Below are 23,034 nucleotides of genomic sequence, written 5' to 3' on the forward strand. Positions count from 1 at the left end.
TTTAATAAATTCCGGTAATGTCTGCCTGAGCCTGAGAGTCTTGTGTATCATTATTTGTTTCCTCATTATTGATTGTATCTTCAATTAGGAAAACCTCTTTTATAGTTTTTGCATTTTTTCGTGAAGGAATTTTACCAGTTTCGATGTCGATATCAATAAATTTCAAACCTTCTGGGGCAATTGGGGCTTTTGGTGGGTATATTTTAACGATTTGCGACATTATTTCATTTGCAATTGGAAGTGCCGTAACTGCGCCGTATTCATTTACGCCAAGGCTTTTTGGTATGTCATATCCGATGTAAACTCCGATTAAATAATCTGTTGAGCCGCCTATGAACCATAGGTCTTTTGCGTCATTTGTTGTGCCTGTTTTACCAAGCAAGAGACCTGGTGCCAGAGCGCCAAATTTCGCTGCTGTACCTCTTGTTGCAGAGCCTTGCAGGAGGCTTGTTATTTGATATGCAAGTCGTGGATCTATTATTTGATCTCCAACCTCTCTTTCTTCATTAGATGCGAATATTTTATTTGATAAATCATCCATTATATCTTCAATATTATCTGTATTTTTGGTTTTCTCAGTTTCATCTTTTGGAATTTCGTTTTCTTTAGTCGTGTTTTCAAACTTTTCTGCATCGCCAATTTTTTCAATACTTACAATAGGGCAATGTTTTGCTTTTATTCCGCCATTTATAATAATGGAATATCCAGTTAATATATTGACTAATGTTGTATCAAAAGTGCCGAGGGCGGTTGATAAATTTGGCTCTGCGTTATCAGTTATGCCAAGTCTTGCAAGCAGTGGTGGCAATTTTGATGCGCCAACATCGTTCATTACGCGAGCAAGTGGTGAATTTAATGATTTTTCAAATGCACGACGCAGTGTTATTGCGCCACTGTGATCTTTTGTGTTATTTACAGGCATCCAAGCGCCACCGCCACCTGTTGCAATTTGTACATCAGAGTCTATGATTATGTTGTTTAGTTTAAAGCCTGATTCTAGTGCTGCAAGATATGAAAAAGGTTTTGCAACTGATCCTGGCTGTCTTTTTGCCTGAAATGCCCTATTGAAGCTGCCGGGAATATCTAAATAACCCCCAACCATGGCAATTATTTCAGCGGTTTGTGGATTAATAATCGTTACCGCACCGTTTATTTCCGGTATTTGGTCAAGTGTATACTTATCACCATTTTTTTCAACAACAATGATGTCACCTATTTCAAAAATATCAGATGGAGTTTTAATTTCTTGTCCAAGTTGTAGATTTTCCAGTCTTTTTCGTGCCCATTTTAGATCATTGAATGCAATTTTAGATTTTTCATTTTTTGTCATTTCTATTTCAACACAGTCGTTACTTATATTTGTAATTACTGCAATTTTATTTTCACCAAGGAGATCTGGAGTATTGAAGCTATCTAAGCATTTTTGTATTTTACGAACATCTTCGCATTTTCCAATAGGGCCTTTATATCCATGTCTTTTATCATAATTTTTGATTCCATTATTTAGTGCTTTATACGCCATATCATATATTTGGTAATCAAATTTTGTTTTTATAAGATAGCCATCTTGTTCAAGATTTTCGCGTAAAATTTGTTTCTCATTTTCAAGATAATAAGTTACATATTCTATGTATGAATATGGTTTTCTTGTAAAGGTTTTATTTTTAAGATTAATTGGTTGTTCAAGTGATTCATTCATTTCTTCTTTTGTTATATACTGTTCTTCAAACATTGATTTTATAATCCAGTTTCGTCTATTTAATGTAGCGGCCTTACCTTTTCTTGGATCAAGAGTTGAGGGTGCTTTTGCAAGGGATGCAATTAATGCGCTTTCTGATATAGTTATATCTTGAACAGACTTGCCAAAATATTCATTACTTGCCGCTTCAACGCCGTAGCTTTTTGAGCCAAGATATATTTGATTGAGGTAAATTTCCATTATTTCTTCTTTAGACATTATTTTGGAAATTCTGTAAGACAGTATCATTTCTTTTAGTTTGCGGGTTAAAGTTCGTTCTTTTGAAAGAATAGTATTTCGTACGACTTGCTGAGTTATTGTTGATGCGCCGTGGATTTTACGACCTGATAAAAAATATATCGGACTTGTAATGCAAGCACGAAAAAGACCTTGGAGGTCAATTCCTTGATGCGTGTAGAAATTTCTATCTTCTGCTGATATGAAAGCATTGATGAGGTGTTTTGGAATTTTATCAATTGAAATGAAAATACGCCTTTCGTTTGCAAATTCACCAACTAATTTACCATTTATATCAACTATTTTACTAGACATTATAGGGCGATAATTTTTCATTGCAGATATATCTATTTCTTGTTTCCATAAAATATACGCATAGAAAGAAATTGAAATTGCAACAATTGATCCAACTACGAATATCATTATTATAAATCTTTTGAATAAATTTCTTTTTGCAAGAAAGGGGGAAAAAAGTTTAACAAATATTATTGTAAGTGAATTTATTATTCCTGTTATTATATATAAGAAAATTTTGATTAAAATTCTTTTTATTTTTTTAAATATTCCAATAATTCCAATCCAACGCATATTATTTATTTCTATAAGATATTTCATTTAAAAACTGCAACATAATTGAACGATCTTTTGAGTCGTTAAAGGTTAAAAGCGCATCTTTTGCAAGATTTACATATTTTTCTGATTCGTCTATAATTTTAGATTTTATCTCGTATTTATTCATTAGAGCCAAAATGGCATTTATATCATCTTCAGATGCAGTGTGATTTTTATTGGTAAATATTTGGTTGACCGTGTTCATTTCATCTTGAGTAGCATATTGTTTTAGCATTATGACTGGAATTGTAAATTTTTTTGTTTTTATGTCTGAAAATTGAGGCTTTCCTGAATCTTTTTCTGTGGAAAAATAGTCTATTAAATCATCAATAATTTGAAAAGCAATTCCTATGTTTTTACCGAAAATTTTAGCCTTTTCAACGAGATTTGAATTTGCAATTATTGAGCCAATTTCGGCTGAGATTTCAAATAGGCGTGCTGTTTTTTTATCTATAATTGTTAAATAGTCTTGCATTTGTATATCTGAATTTGAGATCAAGATTTCCTCTTCTATTTCCCCGCAAACAACATCTTCGCAGGCATTTGCGATGATTTTTGTTATTTCATTATCATTTTGCGCAGCCATTAATTTAAAGCTTGTAGAAAACAATATATCTCCGGCTAAAATTGATATTCTATTTGTTTCTGCCTTATTTAGAGTTAAAGATCCACGCCTTTGGGATGAATCGTCTATTACATCATCGTGAACAATGGTAGCAAGGTGTAAAATCTCTATTATTGAGCCGAATAAAACCGCCTTATTACGAATATTTTCATCTATATCTGATGAGATTTTAGATAAACTATATAAAATAAGAGACCTAGTCATCTTTCCAGATGAATAGGGTATTTTAGACACAATATCCTTGACGAAAGGTGAATCATAGCTAAGGTTATTTGCTATAAATCCCTTTACATCAAATAGATAATCTTTGTAGTCCATAATAGCATAATAATAATTATGCTACTTTTTTTGATATATAATCAACAACATTTTGTACAGTTCTAATTTTCTCAGCATCTTCATCTGGAATTTCTATGCTAAACTCTTCTTCAAGAGCCATAACAAGTTCAACTGTATCAAGGCTATCGGCACCTAGATCTTCAATAAAAGAGCTTTCAAGCTTAATATCTGACTCGCTAACGCCAACTTGGTCTGAAACAATTTTCAGAACCCTAGAATTAATATCGTTCATGAATTAAAAAAACATTTAAGCTATTGTTAAGCCAAAAATATAAAAGTCAAATCTTTATTTATAAAATAAAAAATATATAGTTATTATCGTTCATATAAGTATATAGTTTTGTTTTTATTATTCAAAATAGCATTCTGTTTTATTGATGATGGCTGTTTATTGGTTTTTTGGTATATTTATTAAAAATATGTATAATATAATTATATATAATGAAAAAACACTTGCAAAATAATTTTTCATTACATAATATAAAAAAAATATTTGCATTTATGAGCCGTCGCGTAGTTGTAACTGGAATGGGAATTGTTTTACCGGGTGGGTATAATGTTAAGTCAGTATGGGATAAAATCACCAATTCTGTCTCTTTTGTTTCAAATATTGATAATTTTGATTCGTCCATTGTAAATACTAAAATTGCAGCGGAAATTAAGTGGCAAGGCGGTAATTTTGAAGGCAAAAGCGGTCATGTTTACGAAAATTTGTTTAATCCTGAGGAGGCTGTTGATAAAAAGGAAGTAAAACGCATGGATAAGTTTATAATATATGGCATACATGCTGCAGATCAGGCGGTTTTAGAGTCTGGAATAAATAGCGAGAATATAAATAAAGATAGAGTTGGTGTTTTACTTGGATCTGGTATTGGAGGCCTTGCAACTATTGAGGATAACGATAAAATTTTGCATTCGCAGGGTATTAGAAAAATAAGCCCATTTTTTATACCATCTGTATTGATAAATTTGATTTCGGGTCAGGTTTCTATGAAATATGGCTTTCGTGGTCCAAATTTTGGCGTAGTTAGTGCTTGCGCAACGGCTGGACATGGAATAGGCGAGGGTGCAAGGGCTATTTTATGTGATGATGCTGATATTATGGTAGTTGGCGGAGCTGAATCTGCAATTTCGCCGCTTGGAATTGCCGGATTTAACGCACTTCGTGCACTTTCGACCAATAATGACAATCCAACTTCAGCGTCAAGACCGTGGGACCGCGACAGAGATGGCTTTGTTATGGGTGAAGGGGCTGCTGTTTTAGTGCTTGAGGAATACGAACATGCAAAAAAGCGTGGGGCGAAAATTTACTGCGAACTTGCAGGATATGGCGCTTCCGCTGATGCATATCACTTAACCGCTCCGCATCCTGAGGGCGATGGCGCGCTTGCTGCTATGAAAATAGCTATAAATAAAGCAAAAATTAATCCTTCCGATATAAATTATATTAATGCCCATGGAACATCAACGCCTATGGGAGATGAAATTGAAGTCAAAGCACTAAAGAGATTGCTTGGCGAAAATGCAAAAAATGCAATAGTATCTTCAACAAAATCGGCAACTGGGCATTTACTTGGCGCGGCAGCTGCAATAGAGGCGGTATTTTCAATAATGGCGATAGAAACTGGCATAATTCCGCCAACTCTTAATCTTGAAAATCCATCTGACGGATGCGACCTTGATTTTTGTCCAAAAACTTCTAAAAAAGCAAGTGTGAAGACGGTATTATCCAATTCATTTGGCTTTGGTGGGTGTAATGCGTCTTTGCTGTTTAAAAAGGTTGAATAATTGATAATTTGCAGATTTAACCGATGAAATAGGTTGAATTTTTATTGAAAGATAGAGGTAAAAAATACTTGAATTATACTTTTTGTTGTATTTAATTATAAAAAGGCTTTAAAATGGATTACACAAAAGAGAGAAATAATTTAATTGATGTGTGGAATATATCTTCATCTTCGCTGCTTACGACTCTTGACATTCCAGAAATATTTTTCCAAACCGGTATAGAATTTGAGTTTTACCTTGTGCAAAAAAGTGATTTTGCCCTAAATCCAAGTGAGATAAAAAAGCCGCTGCCTAAAGAATTTCAAAACTATCGGAAATTTAGCTATAAAGATGACGAAATTCGTGAATTTTCTTCCAAGATAAAAGATAAAATGAAGGAATTTGATGTAAATATTACAGATGTTGAAAGCGAAGATGGAAAAAATCAATTTGAAATAACTTTTGAAAAAATTCCCCATGTTGTTGCGTGCGCTGACGGGATTGTAAGATTTAAGAAATACGCCTGCGAGATTGCAGAAAGTCTTGGATTTTACTTCATCACAAAGGCAAAACCATTTGCACATGACGCGGGAAACAGTATGCATGTTAATATTTCGCTTTATAATGACAAATATTCCAATATTTTTCAGCATTTTGGTAATTTTTCGCCTCTTATTAAAAATGCAATAGGCGGCATTATGGAAAATGCAAAGGCGCTGGTTTATTTATCAGCTGGAGATGACGAAAATTCATATTTTCGCTTTACAAGACCTATATTTGGGCAAATGCACAGAAATTATCCAACAAATTTTTCATGGGGGATGAACAATAGAACCTGCATGATTCGTCTTCCTTACAGCAAAATAATGAACATGCAAGATGCCAGAATTGAGTTTCGTATGCCATGCCCAGATAGCAATCCGTATAAGCTTTTTTGCGGCTTGGTTTATGCGATAACTTATGGAATATGCAATAATTTAGAGCCAAGTGAGCCTATTTATGGCGATGCATTTGACAGAAAGTATGACGATCTGCTCGAAATTATTCCAAAAAATCTCGAAGATGCAAAAAAAATGTATATTGGCAGTAAAGTCTCTTCCATAATACAAGGTTTTATTGGCGATATTAATAAAGTGCTATATATTAAATAAACTATAACTATACTATAATATAGAAAAAATGAATGATAATATGCCTTTTATAAAAAAAACTTGACTTTTAGAATCTGGTTTCAATTTTATTATCTGCTGACCTATTTGAAATAATGAATAATATTGCTTTAAATACATACCTTAAGCATTTTGAGCAGTTTTTCTCTATTGACGGGGTAAATGAAATTGCGATTAATAGGCCGTGTGAAATATGGGTTGAAAAGCGTGGAGAATTAAGTCGTCATGAGGTTCCAGAGCTTGATTTTAATCAACTTCGTGGGCTTGCAAATCTTGTTGCAAGGTCAACAGAGCAGATGATTAGTGAGGAAAAGCCTGTGCTTTCGGCAACTCTTCCAAATGGATACCGTGTTCAGATTTTAATTCCACCTGCATGTGAGCAGGGAATGATAGCATATGCAATAAGAAAGCCATCTTCGCTTGCGTGGAGCCTTGATGATTACGAAAAAATGGGTGCGTTTTCACAGACGGCAACCGCTGCGCAGGAAGATCCAAATGATTTGTTACTATCGGAGTTTTTAGATCAAGGGGATATAAAGAATTTCTTGCATAAAAGCGTTCTTTGGAAGAAAAATTTGATTATTTCAGGGGGAACGTCAACTGGTAAGACGACTTTTGCAAATGCCTTGCTTCGGTCTATTCCGCATGATGAAAGGCTTATTACGGTTGAGGATGCAAGGGAAATTGATCTTTCAAATCACCCAAATCGCCTGCATTTACTTGCGTCAAAAGGCGGGCAGGGCCGCGCGCATGTAACTGTGCAGGATTTAATTGAGGCGTGCCTTCGTTTACGGCCAGATAGGATTATAATTGGTGAGCTTCGTGGGGCGGAGGCATTTAGCTTTTTGCGCGCGATAAATACGGGTCACCCTGGGTCAATTGCGACGGTGCACGCGGATGAACCTGCAATGGCGCTTGAGCAGTTAAAGCTTATGGTGATGCAGGCTGGGCTTGGAATGCCGCCTGCAGAAATTAAGGCGTATATTCACCATGTTGTTGAGGTTGTTGCACAGTTAAAAAGAGCTGCAACTGGCGGGGTTAGGTTTATTTCTGAGGTTTATTTCAAGGGCAGAAAGCCGACGAAGTATTCACGCAATATTGATGAGGCAAATGGCGTGAGAGTTGAAGAAGCGGCCGAGATTATTGCAGATGCAAATGCGAAAAAACAGGAGATGCAAAAGGCTGATGAGGCTGAAAAGGAGGCGGATGGCAGTATACAGGAGACAAGTGGGGAAAGTGTGCAGGATGATAATCAAAATGAAAAGCCAATAATTAAAACAGCACCAGATGGCAGGCAATATCAGGTTGTAAAGAAAATAAAGGATGGAAAGGAGGTTTTAGTCAAAAAGTGGGTTGCGTAATGAAGCAGTTATTAGATAATACCTACAGAAAATATAAATTGTAAGCTATATTTTATTATTTTTGAAAATAAGTTATAAAAAAATATTGCATATAAATTTTTTTAGTTTAGTAAATTATGAGCTAATTTTTATATGTTAAGCAATTTAAATGACGGACAGAGAAATGCCGTGATGCAAACAGATGGGCCGGTTCTTGTTTTAGCTGGTGCTGGAACTGGGAAAACAACGGTTATTACAAATAGAATTGCCTATATCGTGCAAAACAATCTTGCAAGCCTTGACCAAATTTTAGCGGTAACTTTTACAAATAAAGCAGCTGGCGAAATGAGAGAGAGGATAGAGCACATGGTTGATATGAATGCGTCTTTTGATTCATGGATTGGCACTTTTCACTCAATTTGCCTGAAAATTTTAAAAATTCACTACGAATTAGTTGGGCTGCAAAGGGGATTTACTATTGCAGATAGCGGGGATCAAAGGCAGCTTATGAAACGCGCGGTTGAATTTTTTGGATTATCGGAAAAATCTGCGCCAATTAAAATAATAGCACATAACATAGGAAAGTTAAAAGAGGAAAACGTCGATGTTAGCGATAGCTATGCTTGCTCAAAGTATAATCAGGGCGATATTGATATGTCAAAAATTTACCCGAAATATCAAGAGCTTTTAAGGGCTTCAAATATGGTTGATTTTGATGATTTAATGCTGCTTGTGATTGAAATTTTCCGCAGAAGTCCTGAGGTTTTGTCCTATTTTCAAGAGAAGTTTAAGTATGTTTTGGTGGATGAATATCAAGATACAAACAAAACGCAGTATAATTTAATATCCATGCTGGTTTCAAGGCATAAAAATATATGTTGCGTAGGCGATGATGACCAGTCAATTTACTCATGGCGTGGGGCGGATATTGCAAATATCTTAAATTTTAAGAAGTATTTTCCAGATGCAAAAATTATCACTTTAACAGATAATTATCGATCAACTCAAGGCATTTTAGACCTTGCATCAAGTGTGATTTCGGAAAACACGAAGCGGTATGAAAAAAACCTACAGTCTCATTTAAAAGACACAAGAAGTGTGAAAATCATTGATGTATACGACGATAGACAGGAGTCTGAGGAAATTGCACAAATTATTATAAATTCGCTTAAAAATGGAGATGTTAATTTTAAAAAAGATATAGCAATTTTACTTCGCACAACTGCACAAATGCGTAGTGTTGAAGAGGCTTTAGTTAAATATTCGATAGCGTATAAAATAATTGGCGGGGTTAAATTTTACGAAAGAAAAGAAATAAAAGATGCGATTGGGTATATAAATTTTCTGCTTTCTGACTCAAATCTTGTAGCTCTTGAGCGTGTAATTAATACTCCAAAGCGTGGAATTGGTGAAAAAACCTTTGAAACAATAGTAAATTTTGCGTTTAATAATAATTTGCATATTCTACAAGCTGTGAGAGTAATGATTGAGCAAAAATTGCTTAGCGGTAAAATATCAGAAAGTCTAGCAAAGATGCTAGATAGCATTCAAAAAGCAAGGCTTGATATGGCAAGTGGATCTATTTCTATAGCACATATTTGCATAACTTTACTTGAAGATGTTGGCTATATGGAAATGATGCGGGAAGAAGCAAAATCTGACCCAAGTTATGAGAAAAAGATTGATAATGTAGATGATTTAATCAATAATCTTTCACGCTTTCCAACTCTGCAGGAATTTTTTGACCATATTTCACTTGTTGCAGACAGCGACTCAATTGACGAGACAGATGTTGTAAATGTTATGACGATTCACGCATCAAAAGGGCTTGAATTTGACTGCGTTATTTTGCCGGGATGGGAGGATGGATTGTTTCCAAATCGCAGAGTTGTTGAGGAATCTGGAAATCGCGGGCTTGAGGAAGAGCGTCGCCTTGCGTATGTTGCAATAACTCGTGCAAAGCGAAATCTTACAATTTTAAACGCAACAATGCGGTTTATGTTTGGAAAAATGAATGTTTCGCCAAAGTCACAATTTATAACAGATATTGACCCAAAATTATACGAGAGAGTAAATAAAACCGGCAGAAGTGGTATTGCAAATGAATATCAAAAGCCAAGATTTGAGGCAAATATTTATCAAAATAATGACTCTTATAATTATAACAGAAGATCGGTTGAGAAGGCAATATTTACACATGTTGAAAGACTTGATTCACATGCGCAGTATAGTGGGCATGTGAAGACCGATGCAAGTGATTCAAGAAAAAAAAGTATAGATGGCAGAAGTTTGGGTGGAGCGGATTACAATGAAAATATCAAACCTGGAGCAAAAGTAAGCCATGAAAAATATGGAAATGGAGAGATTGTCAAGCAGCTTGGGAAATTTGTTGAAGTGAAATTTACCGATGGCAAAAGGATGATACTTGATAAGTGTTTTTTAAAAGTTGTTATTTAGAAAATATGAAATATAAAGATGTTTTAAGAGATAATGAAATAGATAGTATTGATGACTTAATAGAGCTTTACTATACTTTAGCAAATATTACATCGGAAGATGAAGCGTCTAAATTTCTTGGCATTAATGCAGAGGAAATTAAGGTTTTATCTTCACAGATTAATTCAAATCTAATTGCATTAAATGATAAATAATAGAGTATTAATCATGAAAAAAGTCGTATATTGTCTTTGCCACGGCTTCGCTTACCCCTTCAACTTTTTGTAAATCGGATATCGATGCCTGTTTTACAAGCTGCGGCGAGCCAAAATGCAAAAGCAGGGCTTTTTTTCGCTTTACACCTATATTTGGAATTTCATCAAGAACGGATTTTATCGTGTCTTTATCGCGTTTTTTACGATGTGATGTGATTGCAAAACGATGAACTTCATCACGAATTCTTTGCAGGTAAAACATTACTTCTGATTTCCTATCTATTTGAATATTTTGCTCATATTTCGTATGAAAAAGCTCATTTCCTGCGTTTCTATCTACACCTTTTGAGATGCAAATATAGTCAATATCAAGATTTGCTGCTAAAAGTGCTTTTTTTACGGCCGATAAATGCCCAACTCCACCGTCTATAAGCCATAAATCTGGGATATTGTCTTGCTTTTTCTCTCTCATTTCAAGAATTTTACAAGCCCTGCGATATAGCATATTTTCCATCATTTCGTAGTCATTCATTGTATTTACATTCATGTCAAAATTATATTTTCTGTAATTTGACTTGTCAAATCCGTCTTTATTGATGCTTACCATTGCACCTATTGCCTGTTTTCCAAAAATATGTGAATTATCAAAAACCTCGATTCTTTCTGGGGTTTTGGATAGATTGAAAAGTGCTGCAATTTGGGTCATGAAAGTCTCGTTTATTCCACTTGTCGCATTTTGCTGCTCAAGTGAGTTTTTTGCATTTTGATTTGCAAAGCTTACAATTTTTTCAAGGCGTGAGTCTTTTGGGGCTATAATTTTTGTGGATAGGATTTTTGATAATTCGTTATTATAATTGACATTTTCGGATAAAATAATATATTCAGGAGGCTTGCTTGAAAGGTAAAATTGGTGAATAAATTGATACAAGATTTCAGATTTATCAAACTCGCGAATCTCAAAAAAATAAGGCTTGCTGCCAAAATTATATCCATTTCTTATGAAGAACAAGTGAATGCAGAGCTTGCCTGATTGCTCATGCACACCTAAAATATCCATGTTATCAGTTTCCAAAATTTGTATATTATCAGACATTTGAATTTTCGAAATTGAGCTTATTGTATCGCGAATTTGAGCGGCTTTTTCAAATTCCATATCGCGAGAGTATTCTTGCATTTTTTTGCAGAGTTGAGTTTTTAATTCATCATTTTTGCCATGAAGGAATGAAATTGCTGATTTTATTTGCGTTTTGTATTCTTGAGCTGAGGTTTTTTGAACACATGGCGCTGTGCATCTTTTGATTTGATATTTCATGCATGGTCTGCTTCTTGTTTTGAATTCAAAATTTGAGCATGTGCGAATTTGGAAAAATTTTTCGATTGCATCTATTGTTTTATATACATCATCCGAGCTTGCAAATGGCCCAAAATACTCGCCTTTTTCTATTCTTTTACCGCGATGTTTTGAAATTGATGGAAAGTCTTCACCGGTTGATATAAATATTTCCGGAAATGATTTGTCGTCTTTTAGTAAAACATTGTATTTTGGTTTCATTGATTTTACATTCGACATTTCAAGCATTAGCGCCTCTTCTTCACTGTTTGTTGTAATGAAGCGAATATCGCTTATTTGAGAAACCATTTTTTGAGTTCTGACATGGCTTGGATTTAGGTATTGTTCAAGGCGATTTTGGATATTTTTTGCCTTACCGACATAAAGCACATCGCTATTTTCTGAAAGCATTATGTATATGCCGGGTAAGTTTGGAGCAGTTTTAATTTTTTCTTTTAAAACTTCGCTCATTTACTAATCATCTGTACCATCGATTTTAATTTCGAGATTACAATTTTTTACACTTGCTTGGCTCATTGATAAATCACCAGAAGAGTATTTAGAATTTGTTATTGCGTATGCTGTGATGTCTTTAAATAGTGGCATTGTTGTAGCAACCGTTGCACTTGCGGATGATTTATAATTAATGGTAAATCCGCCATCTTTACTTAATAAATCTGTGCAACCATAGTTTGTTGTAGCAAATACCATTGTTCCAGTTGTGCCAAAAGAGAGATTGTTTGCATAGGTTGCATCTTTTAAGTATGCATATTGAAGTGTAACACTTGAGATTATATCAGATCCAATCATTTTACTATTTGGTCCATATGGCAAGCCATCATCTATTTTTGCGTCTATCATATATGCAAGATTTGATGTAATTCTAGAAGATTGATTATCTAAAGTGGAAAACATTAGTCCATTAGTGAAAAAATTACTATTTGATGTTAAATTAGTCGATGATGGAAATGACATTTTATTATCTTGAGAGTATAATACTGTAGCTATTCTTCGAGTACCAGACCATCTTGATGTATAGTTGTAATTTTTATGATACAAAATCGGGCTTGGACCATGATCGCAATATGTACTTCCATCGTCACATTTATCTTTATGTATGACATATGCAAGTCCTGAGAAAACTTTTGATGTAATTAAACCTTTCATACTTGCAGGCGTTGCAGAGTATTGTAAAACAATTGTATTATCTGTAAACGTTGTTGAAGCTCTTGTTCCACTTGCTAGAGATGGCGATAGAAATCCACCCATTACAAGTTGTGCTGTTGCTATACGAGAATTATTACCAACCAGTATGTCACCTTGTGGGCGAATAACTGCATTTTGCTGAACTAGAGTTAGGCCATTTGAGCCTGATTGATCAGATAGTGCGGCATTTTCCATTGTTGTTACACTTGATTTTAAGCTAGAGTAAATACCAGTCATTGCACTAGATGGTGTATTTCCGGCGTAATATCCAATTGAAGAGTAATAATTTACATCTGCTTCTGATATAGATCTTATTTCTCTTACAATACTTGAGACATAGTAGAATGATATTAATTTTTTACCACCTGCAACTGCAATTGATATTAAAGCGGAAACGACGATTAGAAATATTATAAGCTGAATAAAGTAACCAGATACTCCTTTTTTAATTTTTCTGCGTTTCATTTTGTAATAAAATATGGCAAACTATTGGAACACAAATAATAATAAAAATCAAGGAAAAAAAATAAAAACATTTGAAAATAATATTTTTTGTGTATATAGTGTTTTAAATGATATATTTGACGATGCAAGAATACTCTATTTTACTTACAATTTTCCAGATTTTATGCGTCATTTTGCCGGTTGTGATAATGGTTGCATTTTTAGTTTATGCAGAGCGTAAAATAATAGGGGCGATACAGCTTCGTGTTGGGCCATCTGTTGTTGGGCCGTTTGGAATTTTGCAATCTTTTGCCGATGCGATAAAGGGGATGAATAAAGAGGTTATTTTGCCGTCTAATTCTGATAAATTTCTGTTTCTTTTTGCACCAATACTGACTTTTTCACTTGCACTTCTTGGCTGGAGCGTTATTCCATTTCAAAATTTCGTGCTTGCAAATATTGATGTTGGGGTAAGTTACCTGCTTGCAATATCGGCTATGGGGGTTTATGGCATTATAATTGCAGGATATGCAAGTAATTCGCAGTATGCTTTTTTGGGGGCAATTCGGTCTGCAAGTCAAATGATTTCGTATGAAATAGCTATGGGATTTTGCATATTGTGCGTTCTTGTGCTGTCAGAGTCGCTAAATTTGACACAAATTGTTAATGCACAACAAAATATGTGGTTTTGTATACCGCTTTTCCCAGTTTTTATCATATTTTTTATTTCAATACTTGCCGAGACAAATAGACATCCGTTTGATCTTCCGGAGGCTGAATCTGAAATAGTTTCGGGGTATAATATAGAATATTCTTCAATGCCATTCGTGCTTTTCTTTCTTGGCGAATATGCAAATATGATTTTAATGTCAACCTTCTGCACTATTTTATTCCTTGGGGGTTGGCTTGCGCCTTTTGAAGTTTTGTCATTTATCCCAGGTCCAATTTGGTTTTTATTAAAAGTTTGCTTCTTGCTTTTTATGTTCATTCTTGTTCGCGCGGCGCTTCCAAGATATCGATACGATCAGCTAATGAAGCTAAGCTGGAAGGTATTTATGCCTATTAGTTTTGGATATTTTGTGTTAGTTGCAATATTTAAGTATTTTTTTGCTTGAATTTTGTAATTTTAATCTCACAATGTTAAAAACGATTGATATTTTTCATCATGCAAGCGAAAAAAGATAATACACCTGCTGAAGATTTGGATGAAGAGGAGGCGGATAGTTCTGGCCAAGGCGCAAAGGTAAAAAAAGCCAAAATTAAAAGGATGGTTCAAATTATCTTAGCCATTCTTGGTGTTGTTTTTATGTTATATAATGTTGTTTTTAGCAATGATGGAGGCTCTAAAAAGGATGATGGTGGAAAAGATGAAGAGTCTCAAGTTCAACAGCCACCAGATTTGCCGCAGAATTTTGCTAAAGATCCAATTCCAGATAGTAAAAACAAATCTGCAGTTGCTCCGAAAGAAATTCAAGAATTTGATGCACAGTCTGCAAAAAATGTTTCAAATCCATCTATTCCATCTGTTTCGGCGCCAGATGTTCCGCCATTACCAGATTTTAATTTTTCAAAGCCAGAATTGATTAAAGATAAAAATGCTTTAAAAGACAACAATACAAATATTACTATAAATAACAATAATCAACTTCCGCCGCCGCCATCTTTAGATATGCCAAAAATGCCAGATCCAGTTGTAGCAAGCCAACCAAGTAGCGATACTCCTGTGCAAAATCCTGATGTAGTTGTAGAGGCGAAAAAGAAAGAGATGTTTGCGTTTTCAAATGGAAATTCTTCTGGTTCTCAGTCATCTGGGAAGAAGAAAGAATCAGGTGGAACTGGTGAGAAAGATTTTATTATATACGATACATCGAAGCTTGTTGAGGTTTCGAAAAATTCGCAAAATCCAAATGCTACAATTACTACAACTGCAAATCTTGAAAACACAATTGGGATAGGAAAAATGATGGATGTTGTACTTGAGACTGCAATTAATTCACAACTTCCCGGGCCTGTGAGAGGGATTGTATCAAGAGATGTTTTTGCTGAGGCTGGTGCTAAAATATTAATACCAAAAGGTACGAGAGTTTATGGTACATATAGTAGCACTGTGACACGTGGACAGTCTAGATTAAATATAACTTGGAGCAGGGTAATTAGGCCAGATGGGGTTATAATATCAATGTCATCGAGCGCGTCAGATCAGTTTGGTCGCGCGGGAATTGAGGGCGATGTTGATAATCGATATAGTGAGATATTTAGTAATTCTATATTGTTAAGCTTTGTAACACTTGGAGCAGCAATTGCACTTGAAAAAATTACAGGCAACACAAATGGGCAGACGCAGGTTGTAAATAGTAATGGCTCTGTTGCAACAAGTAATATAAATCCTATTAATATGGCGGCTCAGTCTGTTATATCAAATACTACAGATATAGTGAATAATTTAACCAATGGTGCAATATCTCTTGCGCCAATTGTAACTCTTCCTCAGGGAACGAGAATAAAAGTTATTGTAAATCAAGATATAGTGGTTCCAGATTACAAGAAGCAGACTTTATAAATTGGATAAAATCATCCAATGCCAACATTATTAGTTTTTATACTAGATGGATTATTGTCGTTACCGTTATCTAAATTTCCATTGCCAATAATGGTTTGAACAATACTTGCAATTTTATCGTGCGCTGATGTTATGGCAAGTTTTTTTACTGATTGACTAAGAGTTAAAAGTTCTTGATCATTGCTAAATAATCCAGTTAAAACCTGTGCAACTTTTTCTGGGGTAAATTCATTTTCTTCAAGAAGCAGTGCAGAGCCATTTTCATAGAAATATTTTGCGTTTAAGTATTGATGGTTATTTTTGGCGTATTTATATGGCACAAGAAGCGATGGGCAGCCGCAAATTGCAAGGTCGCACAGTGTTCCTGCGCCACTTCGTGTTATAAGTAGATGCGCCATAGTCATTAGTTTTCCTGCGTCTGGAAAGAAGGTGTTAATGTGATATTTAATACCAAGATCTCGATATTTCTTTTCAAGGCTTTCAACTTCCAAGTCTTTACATTGATGATATACGAAAATTTTCTCAATAATTTCGATATTTAGGTATTTTAAGGATTCTGGGAAGATTTTAGAGAAAATTGATGCACCTTGACTTCCGCCTAAAATGACAATATTAATGCGATCAAATGTTCTAAAAAATGCGTTGTAGTTTATGTTGTAATTTGTGTTTTCGTAGTATAATTCTAAAATGTCTTTTCGAACAGGCATGCCGGTTAATACTGCTTTTTTGAGTGTAAATCTGTAAAATCCATTGGTATGTGGGAAGGTTGTCATAACAACTTTTGCAAATATTGACGATATTCTGTTTGCAAGACCAATAAAGGCATTTTGTTCGTGTAAAATTGATGGAATCAATCTGAAAAATGCACCTATTACAACGGGAAGCGATGTATAGCTTCCAAAGCCTATAACAAGTTTTGCTTTTGATATTTTAAGTAGGTTGAATGCGATGTAGATCATTTTTATTGTGTGAAAAAAGCTTGCAATTTTTGCAAAGAGTCCAGTTTTTGACTGTCTTGTATTTAGCACAACTAGGGAAAATTTTTCGTTTGATGTAAGATTTACAAAGTGGCGCGCATAATTGTGAAAGCGTAAATCTGTAAAAAAAGTAACTTTATAGCCACGAGACATTAGATTTTCCGCTGTTGCAAGGGCTGGAAAGATGTGCCCTCCTGTTCCACCTGAGGCAATTGCAATTGTTTTAAATTCTTTCATAAACAAACTAAAAAGGACCAAAAATCTTTCTGTATGGAGACTTTAAACCATAAATATTTTTTGTCAAGCATAATACTATGCCAAATAAAATTCCCATTCCAAGGATTGCAGAACCCCCATAGCTTATAAATGGAAGCGTCATTCCTTTGTTTGGAAGTATGCGAATATTTACGCCAATATTTACAAAAACTTGTGTCATGAAAATGAAAATACAGCCGTAGACTATTAATGTATCTCGTTTTAATCGTGAAATAAATGTAATTAGCATTAAATTTCGAATTATTACAAAAAAGTAAAGGCAAATAAGGGATGCAGCAAAAATATAGCCAAATTCTTCGCAAATAACGGAAAAAATAAAATCTGTATGTGAGTCAGGAAGTGTATATTTTATATCTCCATTTCCAGGTCCTTTACCTAAAAATCCACCTTCTTGTATTGATTTTAGTGCTTTTTTAATCTGATAACTTGTTTCCTCGCCTGAGAAATTTAGCAATCTTTGTTGCACATGGGGAACAAGCATAAAAGTTGCGACCGAAAATAGGAATAAAATAAGTGCTACGGCTGATAAAAATCGTAATTTAACGCCTGCCACGAACATTTGAAATGCTGATGTAAAACAGTAAAGCAGCATCATTCCAAAATCTGGTTCAAGAATTAGTAAAGATGATATTAATGCAGTTATTCCCATGGATTTGTATATTTGTTTTTTGTTTGGCTCTAGTTCGTTATTTTTTGCTAAAATTTGGGCGTTAACGACTACGAAAAATGGCTTTAAAATCTCAGATGGCTGTATGGATAAAAAGCCTGCGCCAATCCACCTTGATGCGCCTTTTATCTCGATTCCAATTGGTAATACAAGAAACACAAGAATTGTAAAAAGTATAAAAAATACGCTTGAATAGAAAATTAATGCTTCACTTGATTTATTTGCAATCCATATCATTAAAAACATAGATAATGCAATAAAAATCGATTGTTTTGTAAGTAGTTGATATTTTGAAATGCCAATTCTTGCGGAAATTGCAGGGGAAACGGTAAGAAGAGATATAAAACCAAAGATTACAATTGCAAAAATGCAGTATAGTGTTGGCTTGTCGAGGTTTGAGATGTATTTTTTATGAAAATTAATGATGGCATTAAATACCAAAGATATTAATTTTGCAAGTATTTCTCTAGCTTTTTTCATACCTAGGAAAGATTAGAAAATGCAGTTTTTAAATCGTCAATTAAATCTTTGCTATCTTCCATTCCTATGTAAATTCTGATTACCGTTTTGTTGTTATATTCGGCAATTTTGCCAATTCTGTGGGAAAGTCCGTATGGAATTGCAAGAGATTCAAACCCACCCCATGAAAGACCGAGAGCAAAAAGCTGCATTGAGTCGAAGAATTTAGCAAGTTTTTTTTCATCGTATTTTTTGTCAAGAACGATTGAAAATAGACTTGGAACGCCATATTTACAGTATTTTTTGACATTTGCAGATCTTATTTTATCTGTAAAGGCAAGTGGGTGTAATACTTCGCTGACGCATTTTTGTTTTTCAAGAAAGTCAATTACAGGCTTTAATCTTTGAACGGAATCTTTTACACGAAGTGCTAAAGTTTTAATGCCACGAAGAGCCATATAGGCGCTTTGCGATGACGCGTGATTGCCGATTAAAGTTGAGTAATCATATAGCTTTTTAAAGTGTTTTTTGGTTGTTGTAATTGACCCAAGCATGCAATCTGCGTGCCCGAGTACAAATTTACTAAGTGAGTGCACAACGACATCAACACCAAGGGTTATTGGATTTAATAAAATTGGCGTCATTAGTGTATTATCGCAAATGGTAACGCATTTGTGTTTTTTTGCAATTTCAACGATTAAATCGATGTTTTCAACCTCAAAAGTTCCAGATGCACAAGATTCAAAGAATATAGCTTTTGTATTTTTTTGCATCTTTGACGCTATATCTTTTTCACCTTTAAAACCATCATAAAAACTATATTCAATACCAAATTTTGGGCAAATTGATTCAATAAATTTCTTCGTGCTTGTGTACGTTCCGTCTGATAAAAGTATGTGATCTCCGCTTGAGACATAAGATAAAATCGCAGTTGTAACCGCGCTCATTCCGCCGTTTGTGATTATTGAAAAGTCGCCTTTTTCAAGTTTAGACATTGTGTTTGCAAGTTCAAAAATTGTTGGATTTCCGATGCGTCCGTATTCTGGGAATGGGTTTAGGTCTTCAACTTTTCTTATATCTTTTCGGCAGTTTTTAGTAAATTCTGCGTAATTTTCGTATAAAATTGTAGAGCCTTGATAAATTGGGTTCATAACCATAGACATTTTTTGTCCTTTATCAACAAATCCCTTTTCGTGTATACATTTTGTTTCGATGCTAACTTCTTTTTTCGACGACATAAACCAATAAAATTCATTTCCATGTGCAATAATAAACATAATATTTTTTTTGTCAAGTAATTCTTGATTTATATTTTTTTGCGTTTATATTAGTGTATGTTTAATTAAAAAAATATGCAAAGTTTAGCAAAAACATCAAGAAATATAAGGGTTTTTACTGATGTAATGAAGGAAGTTGATACCGTAAGTATTGTTCTTGGTGTGAAAACTGGCTCAAGAAACGAAAATGCACAAAATAATGGAATATCTCACTTTTTAGAGCACATGGCTTTCAAAGGAACGACAACTCGTGATTATATCGAGCTTGCCGAAATTGTTGACAACGCAGGGGGGTCAATTAATGCCTATACTTCAAAAGAGCGAACGCTTTATTATATTAAATTGTTAAAAGAAGATTTAGAGCTTGGAATTGACATTTTATCTGACATTTTTCAAAATTCGATATTCCCGGAAGAGGAAATCGAAAAGGAAAGAGGTGTTATTTTACAAGAGCTTTCAATGACTATGGACACGCCAGATGATGTTGTTTTTGACTATTTTTATGATACTGCTTTTTCAAATTGCCAGCTTGGAAAAACAATTTTAGGACCTGCGGAAAATATAAAAAATCTGCAGAAAAAAGACTTTACTGACTATTTAGATAGGCAATATTCAATTGAAAACAGCATTTTATCGGTTTGCGGCAATGTTGATCCTGACCAAGTCTTACGTCTTGCGGAAAAATATTTGACAAAACTTGATTCAAAAAGCGTGAAAAACGCCGATGTTGCAAGGTATACAGGTGGGCAAAATTTCAAGCATAAAGACAGCCTTGAGCAAGTTCAGTGCCTGCTTGGTTTTGAGTCTGAAAAATATTCAAGCGAAGATATTTATAAAGTTTCGATTTTATCGTCAATTTTGGGGAGTGGAATGTCTTCAAGATTGTTCCAAGAAATACGCGAAAAACGCGGCCTAGTCTACACAGTTTCCGCTTGGAATGACTCATATGACGACTGTGGAGTTTTCACAATTTACGCTGGAACTTCGCCTGAAAAAGTTGATGAATTCGTCTCTGCAACAAGGGGAGAACTGCTTAAAATCTGCGAAAATATAACAGATGATGAAATGAAAAGGGTCTTAAAACAAGCAAAAGCCGGTATTGTAATGGCAAAAGAAAGCACAAGTTCGCGTGCGCAAAAGGGTTGTACGGATTTCTTGCACCTTGGAAGATATTTGCCTTATGAAGAGGCTTTAAATAAAATTGCAGCCATTACAAAGGACGATTTATATAAAATGGCGCAAAAAATCTTTAAAAGCACACCAACAATGACGCTTTACGGCAACCTAAAAGGCGTTAAATCCGATGTTGCAAATGTGGTGATAAAGTAATTTACGCAATTAATTTCTCTAAAACAAATATCTAAATTAAATAAATTGATCTGTTTTCTTATAGCTATTTTCCGTAATATGTTTATTATAAAAGAATTTTTCAGTAATAAAATAAGATAATCTAATATATATTTTTCTTGACAATTAAACAATTGATAGTATGCTCTGCCTGTATTATTTTTTTTATGAAACAACAAGATTTTAAAAACATCGAACAAGGTACTAAAAAGGCTTTTAATGATTTATCTAAAAGTAAAGACGTGCAAAAGTTAAAAAATGAGGTGCAAAAGCGCTTTGGCAAGAATAAAACTACTATAACAGACGAATGGGCTATGGAAAGTATTGTAAATGTTGCACGTGGCGCAGCTGCAATTGATAAACAATATTGCAGTATATGGAAACGACTTTGGACTAGCAATGTCAGTGATAATAATTCAAATATTATTAGTGGGTGTATCAATGGAATTATTTTGAGTGGAGGGCGTGGAAGTTCATTAATATATGGAAGAGAAGGTTTGGACAATAAAAGCTTTGCTCCTGGTTCTATTAATCTTGATATTGTTAGAAATCATTTATCATCTCCACGCAATCACGAGTTTTCCGTTGGTTTGCTTGGTTTTATGAATGCAACTGAAGCACAGAGACAGCAAATTTTGACTCAATTATCGTCTGAACTACGAGAGAAAGTTTCCTTGATTTGTGAGATTTATTCAAATGATCGGTATAGACTTGCGGTACAAGAAATGATTAATGCAATGTACAATGATGTTGACTTAAAACCTTACATAATTAATGTTTTATCAAATCCAGATTGTTTGCAGAGATTATTAGAATTGTCTGGTTATCTTGATACGCAAAAACAAGGGCAGCAACAATTTTCGCAAGATTTAAACCAGACTGCATCGTTTGGTGGCCAAAGTGCTATTAATAATCGAGATATTGAAATAGTTTTGTCTTATTGTCATCCTAATGATAGTGAAACGGTTTTTGAGAAAATACTAAAACATCTTAGTCAGTTTCACCAAGATGATGTTATTGCGGTAATAAATCAAAACTTCAATAATCCCACACTATTTGAAAAACTTATTGGGAGTGATGTTCTTTATACTTTAGATATTAAAAGTAATGATGAATGCGATATATATGAGTTTTTTCGTAGCATAATGTATAAAGTTGCAGGAATGATGTATGGCGAGCAAGTTTTAAATCAACAACCACAGTTTCAATCTATGTCATCAATATATCTTGGTAATAAAAGGCAAGATGTTACAATAAATGAATTAAAGGGTATTGTGTTGCCAGAAGAGTATCAAGGAATACAGCTTGATGATTTAGCCAGACTGATTAACGCATATGAAAAAGATAAAAACGAAGAATCAGTTTCTTTGTTAATGAATAATGTAACAAGTGACAAAGGGCTGAAATTTCTTGATGATGTATGCATAGATTATGACAAGGCTCTTAAGGATTTGGTAGATTGTATTTATGCACATCTAGGCAAAAATTTGAAAATACAAAAAGACAGTCAAGTTGTTTCGCAAATACCATCAAATATTTACCAGCAACAATCGAATGTTTATATGCCACAATCGATGGTTAAAAGTGTCATTACATTTGAGGGACTTGAAGCTTCATTTTGGGAAAATGCAAGGCAATATTTGATGCAGAATAAGTTAGCTGCAAATAAGCCAAATATTATTATGCAGTTTGTTATGAAAATGACTAATGATGAAGCAAAGGATGTATTGAAGAAGTTTAATAAAGGAGCAGATATTATCTTACAAAATGACAATACTTGCACTGATGAACTTTGTAACCGACTTTGCCAAGTGTTAGCATATGAAGCAATATTGTCAAAAGTGCAATCAAAAGTAAATTCTCAACAAGGTAGTCATCTAAGTCAATTTAGCAAAGGCAGTAGTAATTTACAAAGTTTAAAGAAGTAGTAGTAGTGGAAGTAGTATAACGGTTTTGGCTCTGGTATTGAGGAGGTATTTAGTAAATAATGTGCAATGAATTATTGCTATTTTA

16 protein-coding genes and 1 pseudogene are annotated in these 23,034 nt (G+C 34.2%); 9 read left to right on the forward strand and 8 right to left on the reverse strand.

The features are described from left to right. Position 1: 1 nt before the first annotated feature. From deia_RS00085 to acpP, 3 genes are all read right to left on the reverse strand, one after another. A complete protein-coding gene (locus deia_RS00085; RefSeq protein WP_161982750.1) occupies positions 2 to 2,398 on the reverse strand; it encodes a penicillin-binding protein 1A in 2,397 nt (798 codons plus the stop codon). A 166-nt stretch (positions 2,399 to 2,564) separates the two neighbouring features. Next, positions 2,565 to 3,530 (reverse strand): polyprenyl synthetase family protein, encoded by a 966-nt coding sequence (locus deia_RS00090; RefSeq protein ID WP_146820145.1) that lies wholly within the window; start codon positions 3,528 to 3,530, stop codon positions 2,565 to 2,567. Between the two features lie 16 nt (positions 3,531 to 3,546). Beyond that, entirely contained in the window at positions 3,547 to 3,783 is a 237-nt protein-coding gene (gene acpP, locus deia_RS00095) for an acyl carrier protein (RefSeq protein WP_146820146.1), read from the reverse strand. 269 nt (positions 3,784 to 4,052) lie between these two features. Here acpP and fabF point away from each other — a divergent pair, with 269 nt between their 5' ends. The 5 genes and pseudogenes from fabF to deia_RS00120 all read left to right on the forward strand — a co-directional run bounded on the left by fabF (position 4,053) and on the right by deia_RS00120 (position 10,478). Further along, a complete protein-coding gene (fabF, locus tag deia_RS00100) occupies positions 4,053 to 5,339 on the forward strand; it encodes a beta-ketoacyl-ACP synthase II (protein ID WP_146820147.1) in 1,287 nt (428 codons plus the stop codon). Positions 5,340 to 5,452: 113 nt separating this feature from the next. Then, the gene (locus tag deia_RS00105; protein WP_146820148.1) at positions 5,453 to 6,469 is read left to right on the forward strand and encodes a type I glutamate--ammonia ligase; all 1,017 of its coding nucleotides are present in this window, start codon (positions 5,453 to 5,455) and stop codon (positions 6,467 to 6,469) included. Positions 6,470 to 6,582: 113 nt separating this feature from the next. Beyond that, a pseudogene (gene virB11, locus deia_RS00110) lies at positions 6,583 to 7,563 on the forward strand (P-type DNA transfer ATPase VirB11); the annotation flags it as partial. A gap of 417 nt (positions 7,564 to 7,980) precedes the next feature. After that, entirely contained in the window at positions 7,981 to 10,284 is a 2,304-nt protein-coding gene (locus deia_RS00115) for an ATP-dependent helicase (RefSeq protein WP_146820150.1), read from the forward strand. A 5-nt stretch (positions 10,285 to 10,289) separates the two neighbouring features. Beyond that, positions 10,290 to 10,478, forward strand: coding sequence for a hypothetical protein (locus deia_RS00120; RefSeq protein WP_146820151.1), 189 nt, complete (start codon positions 10,290 to 10,292; stop codon positions 10,476 to 10,478). Positions 10,479 to 10,485: 7 nt separating this feature from the next. Here the strand turns inward: deia_RS00120 and uvrC are convergent, their stop codons facing one another. Continuing rightward, complete coding sequence (uvrC, locus tag deia_RS00125) at positions 10,486 to 12,279, reverse strand: excinuclease ABC subunit UvrC (RefSeq protein WP_146820152.1); 1,794 nt, start codon at positions 12,277 to 12,279, stop codon at positions 10,486 to 10,488. 3 nt (positions 12,280 to 12,282) lie between these two features. After that, complete coding sequence (locus deia_RS00130) at positions 12,283 to 13,479, reverse strand: hypothetical protein (protein ID WP_146820153.1); 1,197 nt, start codon at positions 13,477 to 13,479, stop codon at positions 12,283 to 12,285. Between the two features lie 107 nt (positions 13,480 to 13,586). Between deia_RS00130 and nuoH the strand changes: the two genes are divergently transcribed. Next, on the forward strand, positions 13,587 to 14,573 hold the full coding sequence (gene nuoH, locus deia_RS00135; protein WP_410519470.1) for an NADH-quinone oxidoreductase subunit NuoH: 987 nt from the start codon (positions 13,587 to 13,589) through the stop codon (positions 14,571 to 14,573). 50 nt (positions 14,574 to 14,623) lie between these two features. Further along, entirely contained in the window at positions 14,624 to 16,018 is a 1,395-nt protein-coding gene (locus deia_RS00140) for a TraB/TrbI/VirB10 family type IV secretion system protein (protein ID WP_146820155.1), read from the forward strand. 11 nt (positions 16,019 to 16,029) lie between these two features. On the opposite strand, the gene murG is transcribed toward deia_RS00140, so the two are convergent. Genes murG through deia_RS00155 form a run of 3 tightly spaced genes read right to left on the reverse strand, consistent with a single transcriptional unit; the run spans position 16,030 to position 19,635 of the window. Next, positions 16,030 to 17,232 carry an undecaprenyldiphospho-muramoylpentapeptide beta-N-acetylglucosaminyltransferase gene (gene murG / locus deia_RS00145; RefSeq protein WP_146820156.1) on the reverse strand — a complete coding sequence of 401 codons (1,203 nt, stop codon included), beginning with the start codon at positions 17,230 to 17,232 and terminating at the stop codon, positions 16,030 to 16,032. Between the two features lie 7 nt (positions 17,233 to 17,239). Continuing rightward, positions 17,240 to 18,418, reverse strand: coding sequence for an FtsW/RodA/SpoVE family cell cycle protein (locus deia_RS00150; RefSeq protein ID WP_146820157.1), 1,179 nt, complete (start codon positions 18,416 to 18,418; stop codon positions 17,240 to 17,242). Positions 18,419 to 18,420: 2 nt separating this feature from the next. Further along, positions 18,421 to 19,635, reverse strand: coding sequence for a trans-sulfuration enzyme family protein (locus deia_RS00155; RefSeq protein ID WP_222912629.1), 1,215 nt, complete (start codon positions 19,633 to 19,635; stop codon positions 18,421 to 18,423). Positions 19,636 to 19,749: 114 nt separating this feature from the next. Here deia_RS00155 and deia_RS00160 point away from each other — a divergent pair, with 114 nt between their 5' ends. After that, positions 19,750 to 21,003, forward strand: coding sequence for a M16 family metallopeptidase (locus deia_RS00160; protein ID WP_146820159.1), 1,254 nt, complete (start codon positions 19,750 to 19,752; stop codon positions 21,001 to 21,003). Between the two features lie 185 nt (positions 21,004 to 21,188). Further along, complete coding sequence (locus deia_RS00165) at positions 21,189 to 22,949, forward strand: hypothetical protein (RefSeq protein WP_146820160.1); 1,761 nt, start codon at positions 21,189 to 21,191, stop codon at positions 22,947 to 22,949. Positions 22,950 to 23,034: the final 85 nt, after the last annotated feature.

The organism is Candidatus Deianiraea vastatrix, from assembly GCF_007993655.1.
GTDB classification, from domain to species: domain Bacteria; phylum Pseudomonadota; class Alphaproteobacteria; order Rickettsiales; family Deianiraeaceae; genus Deianiraea; species Deianiraea vastatrix.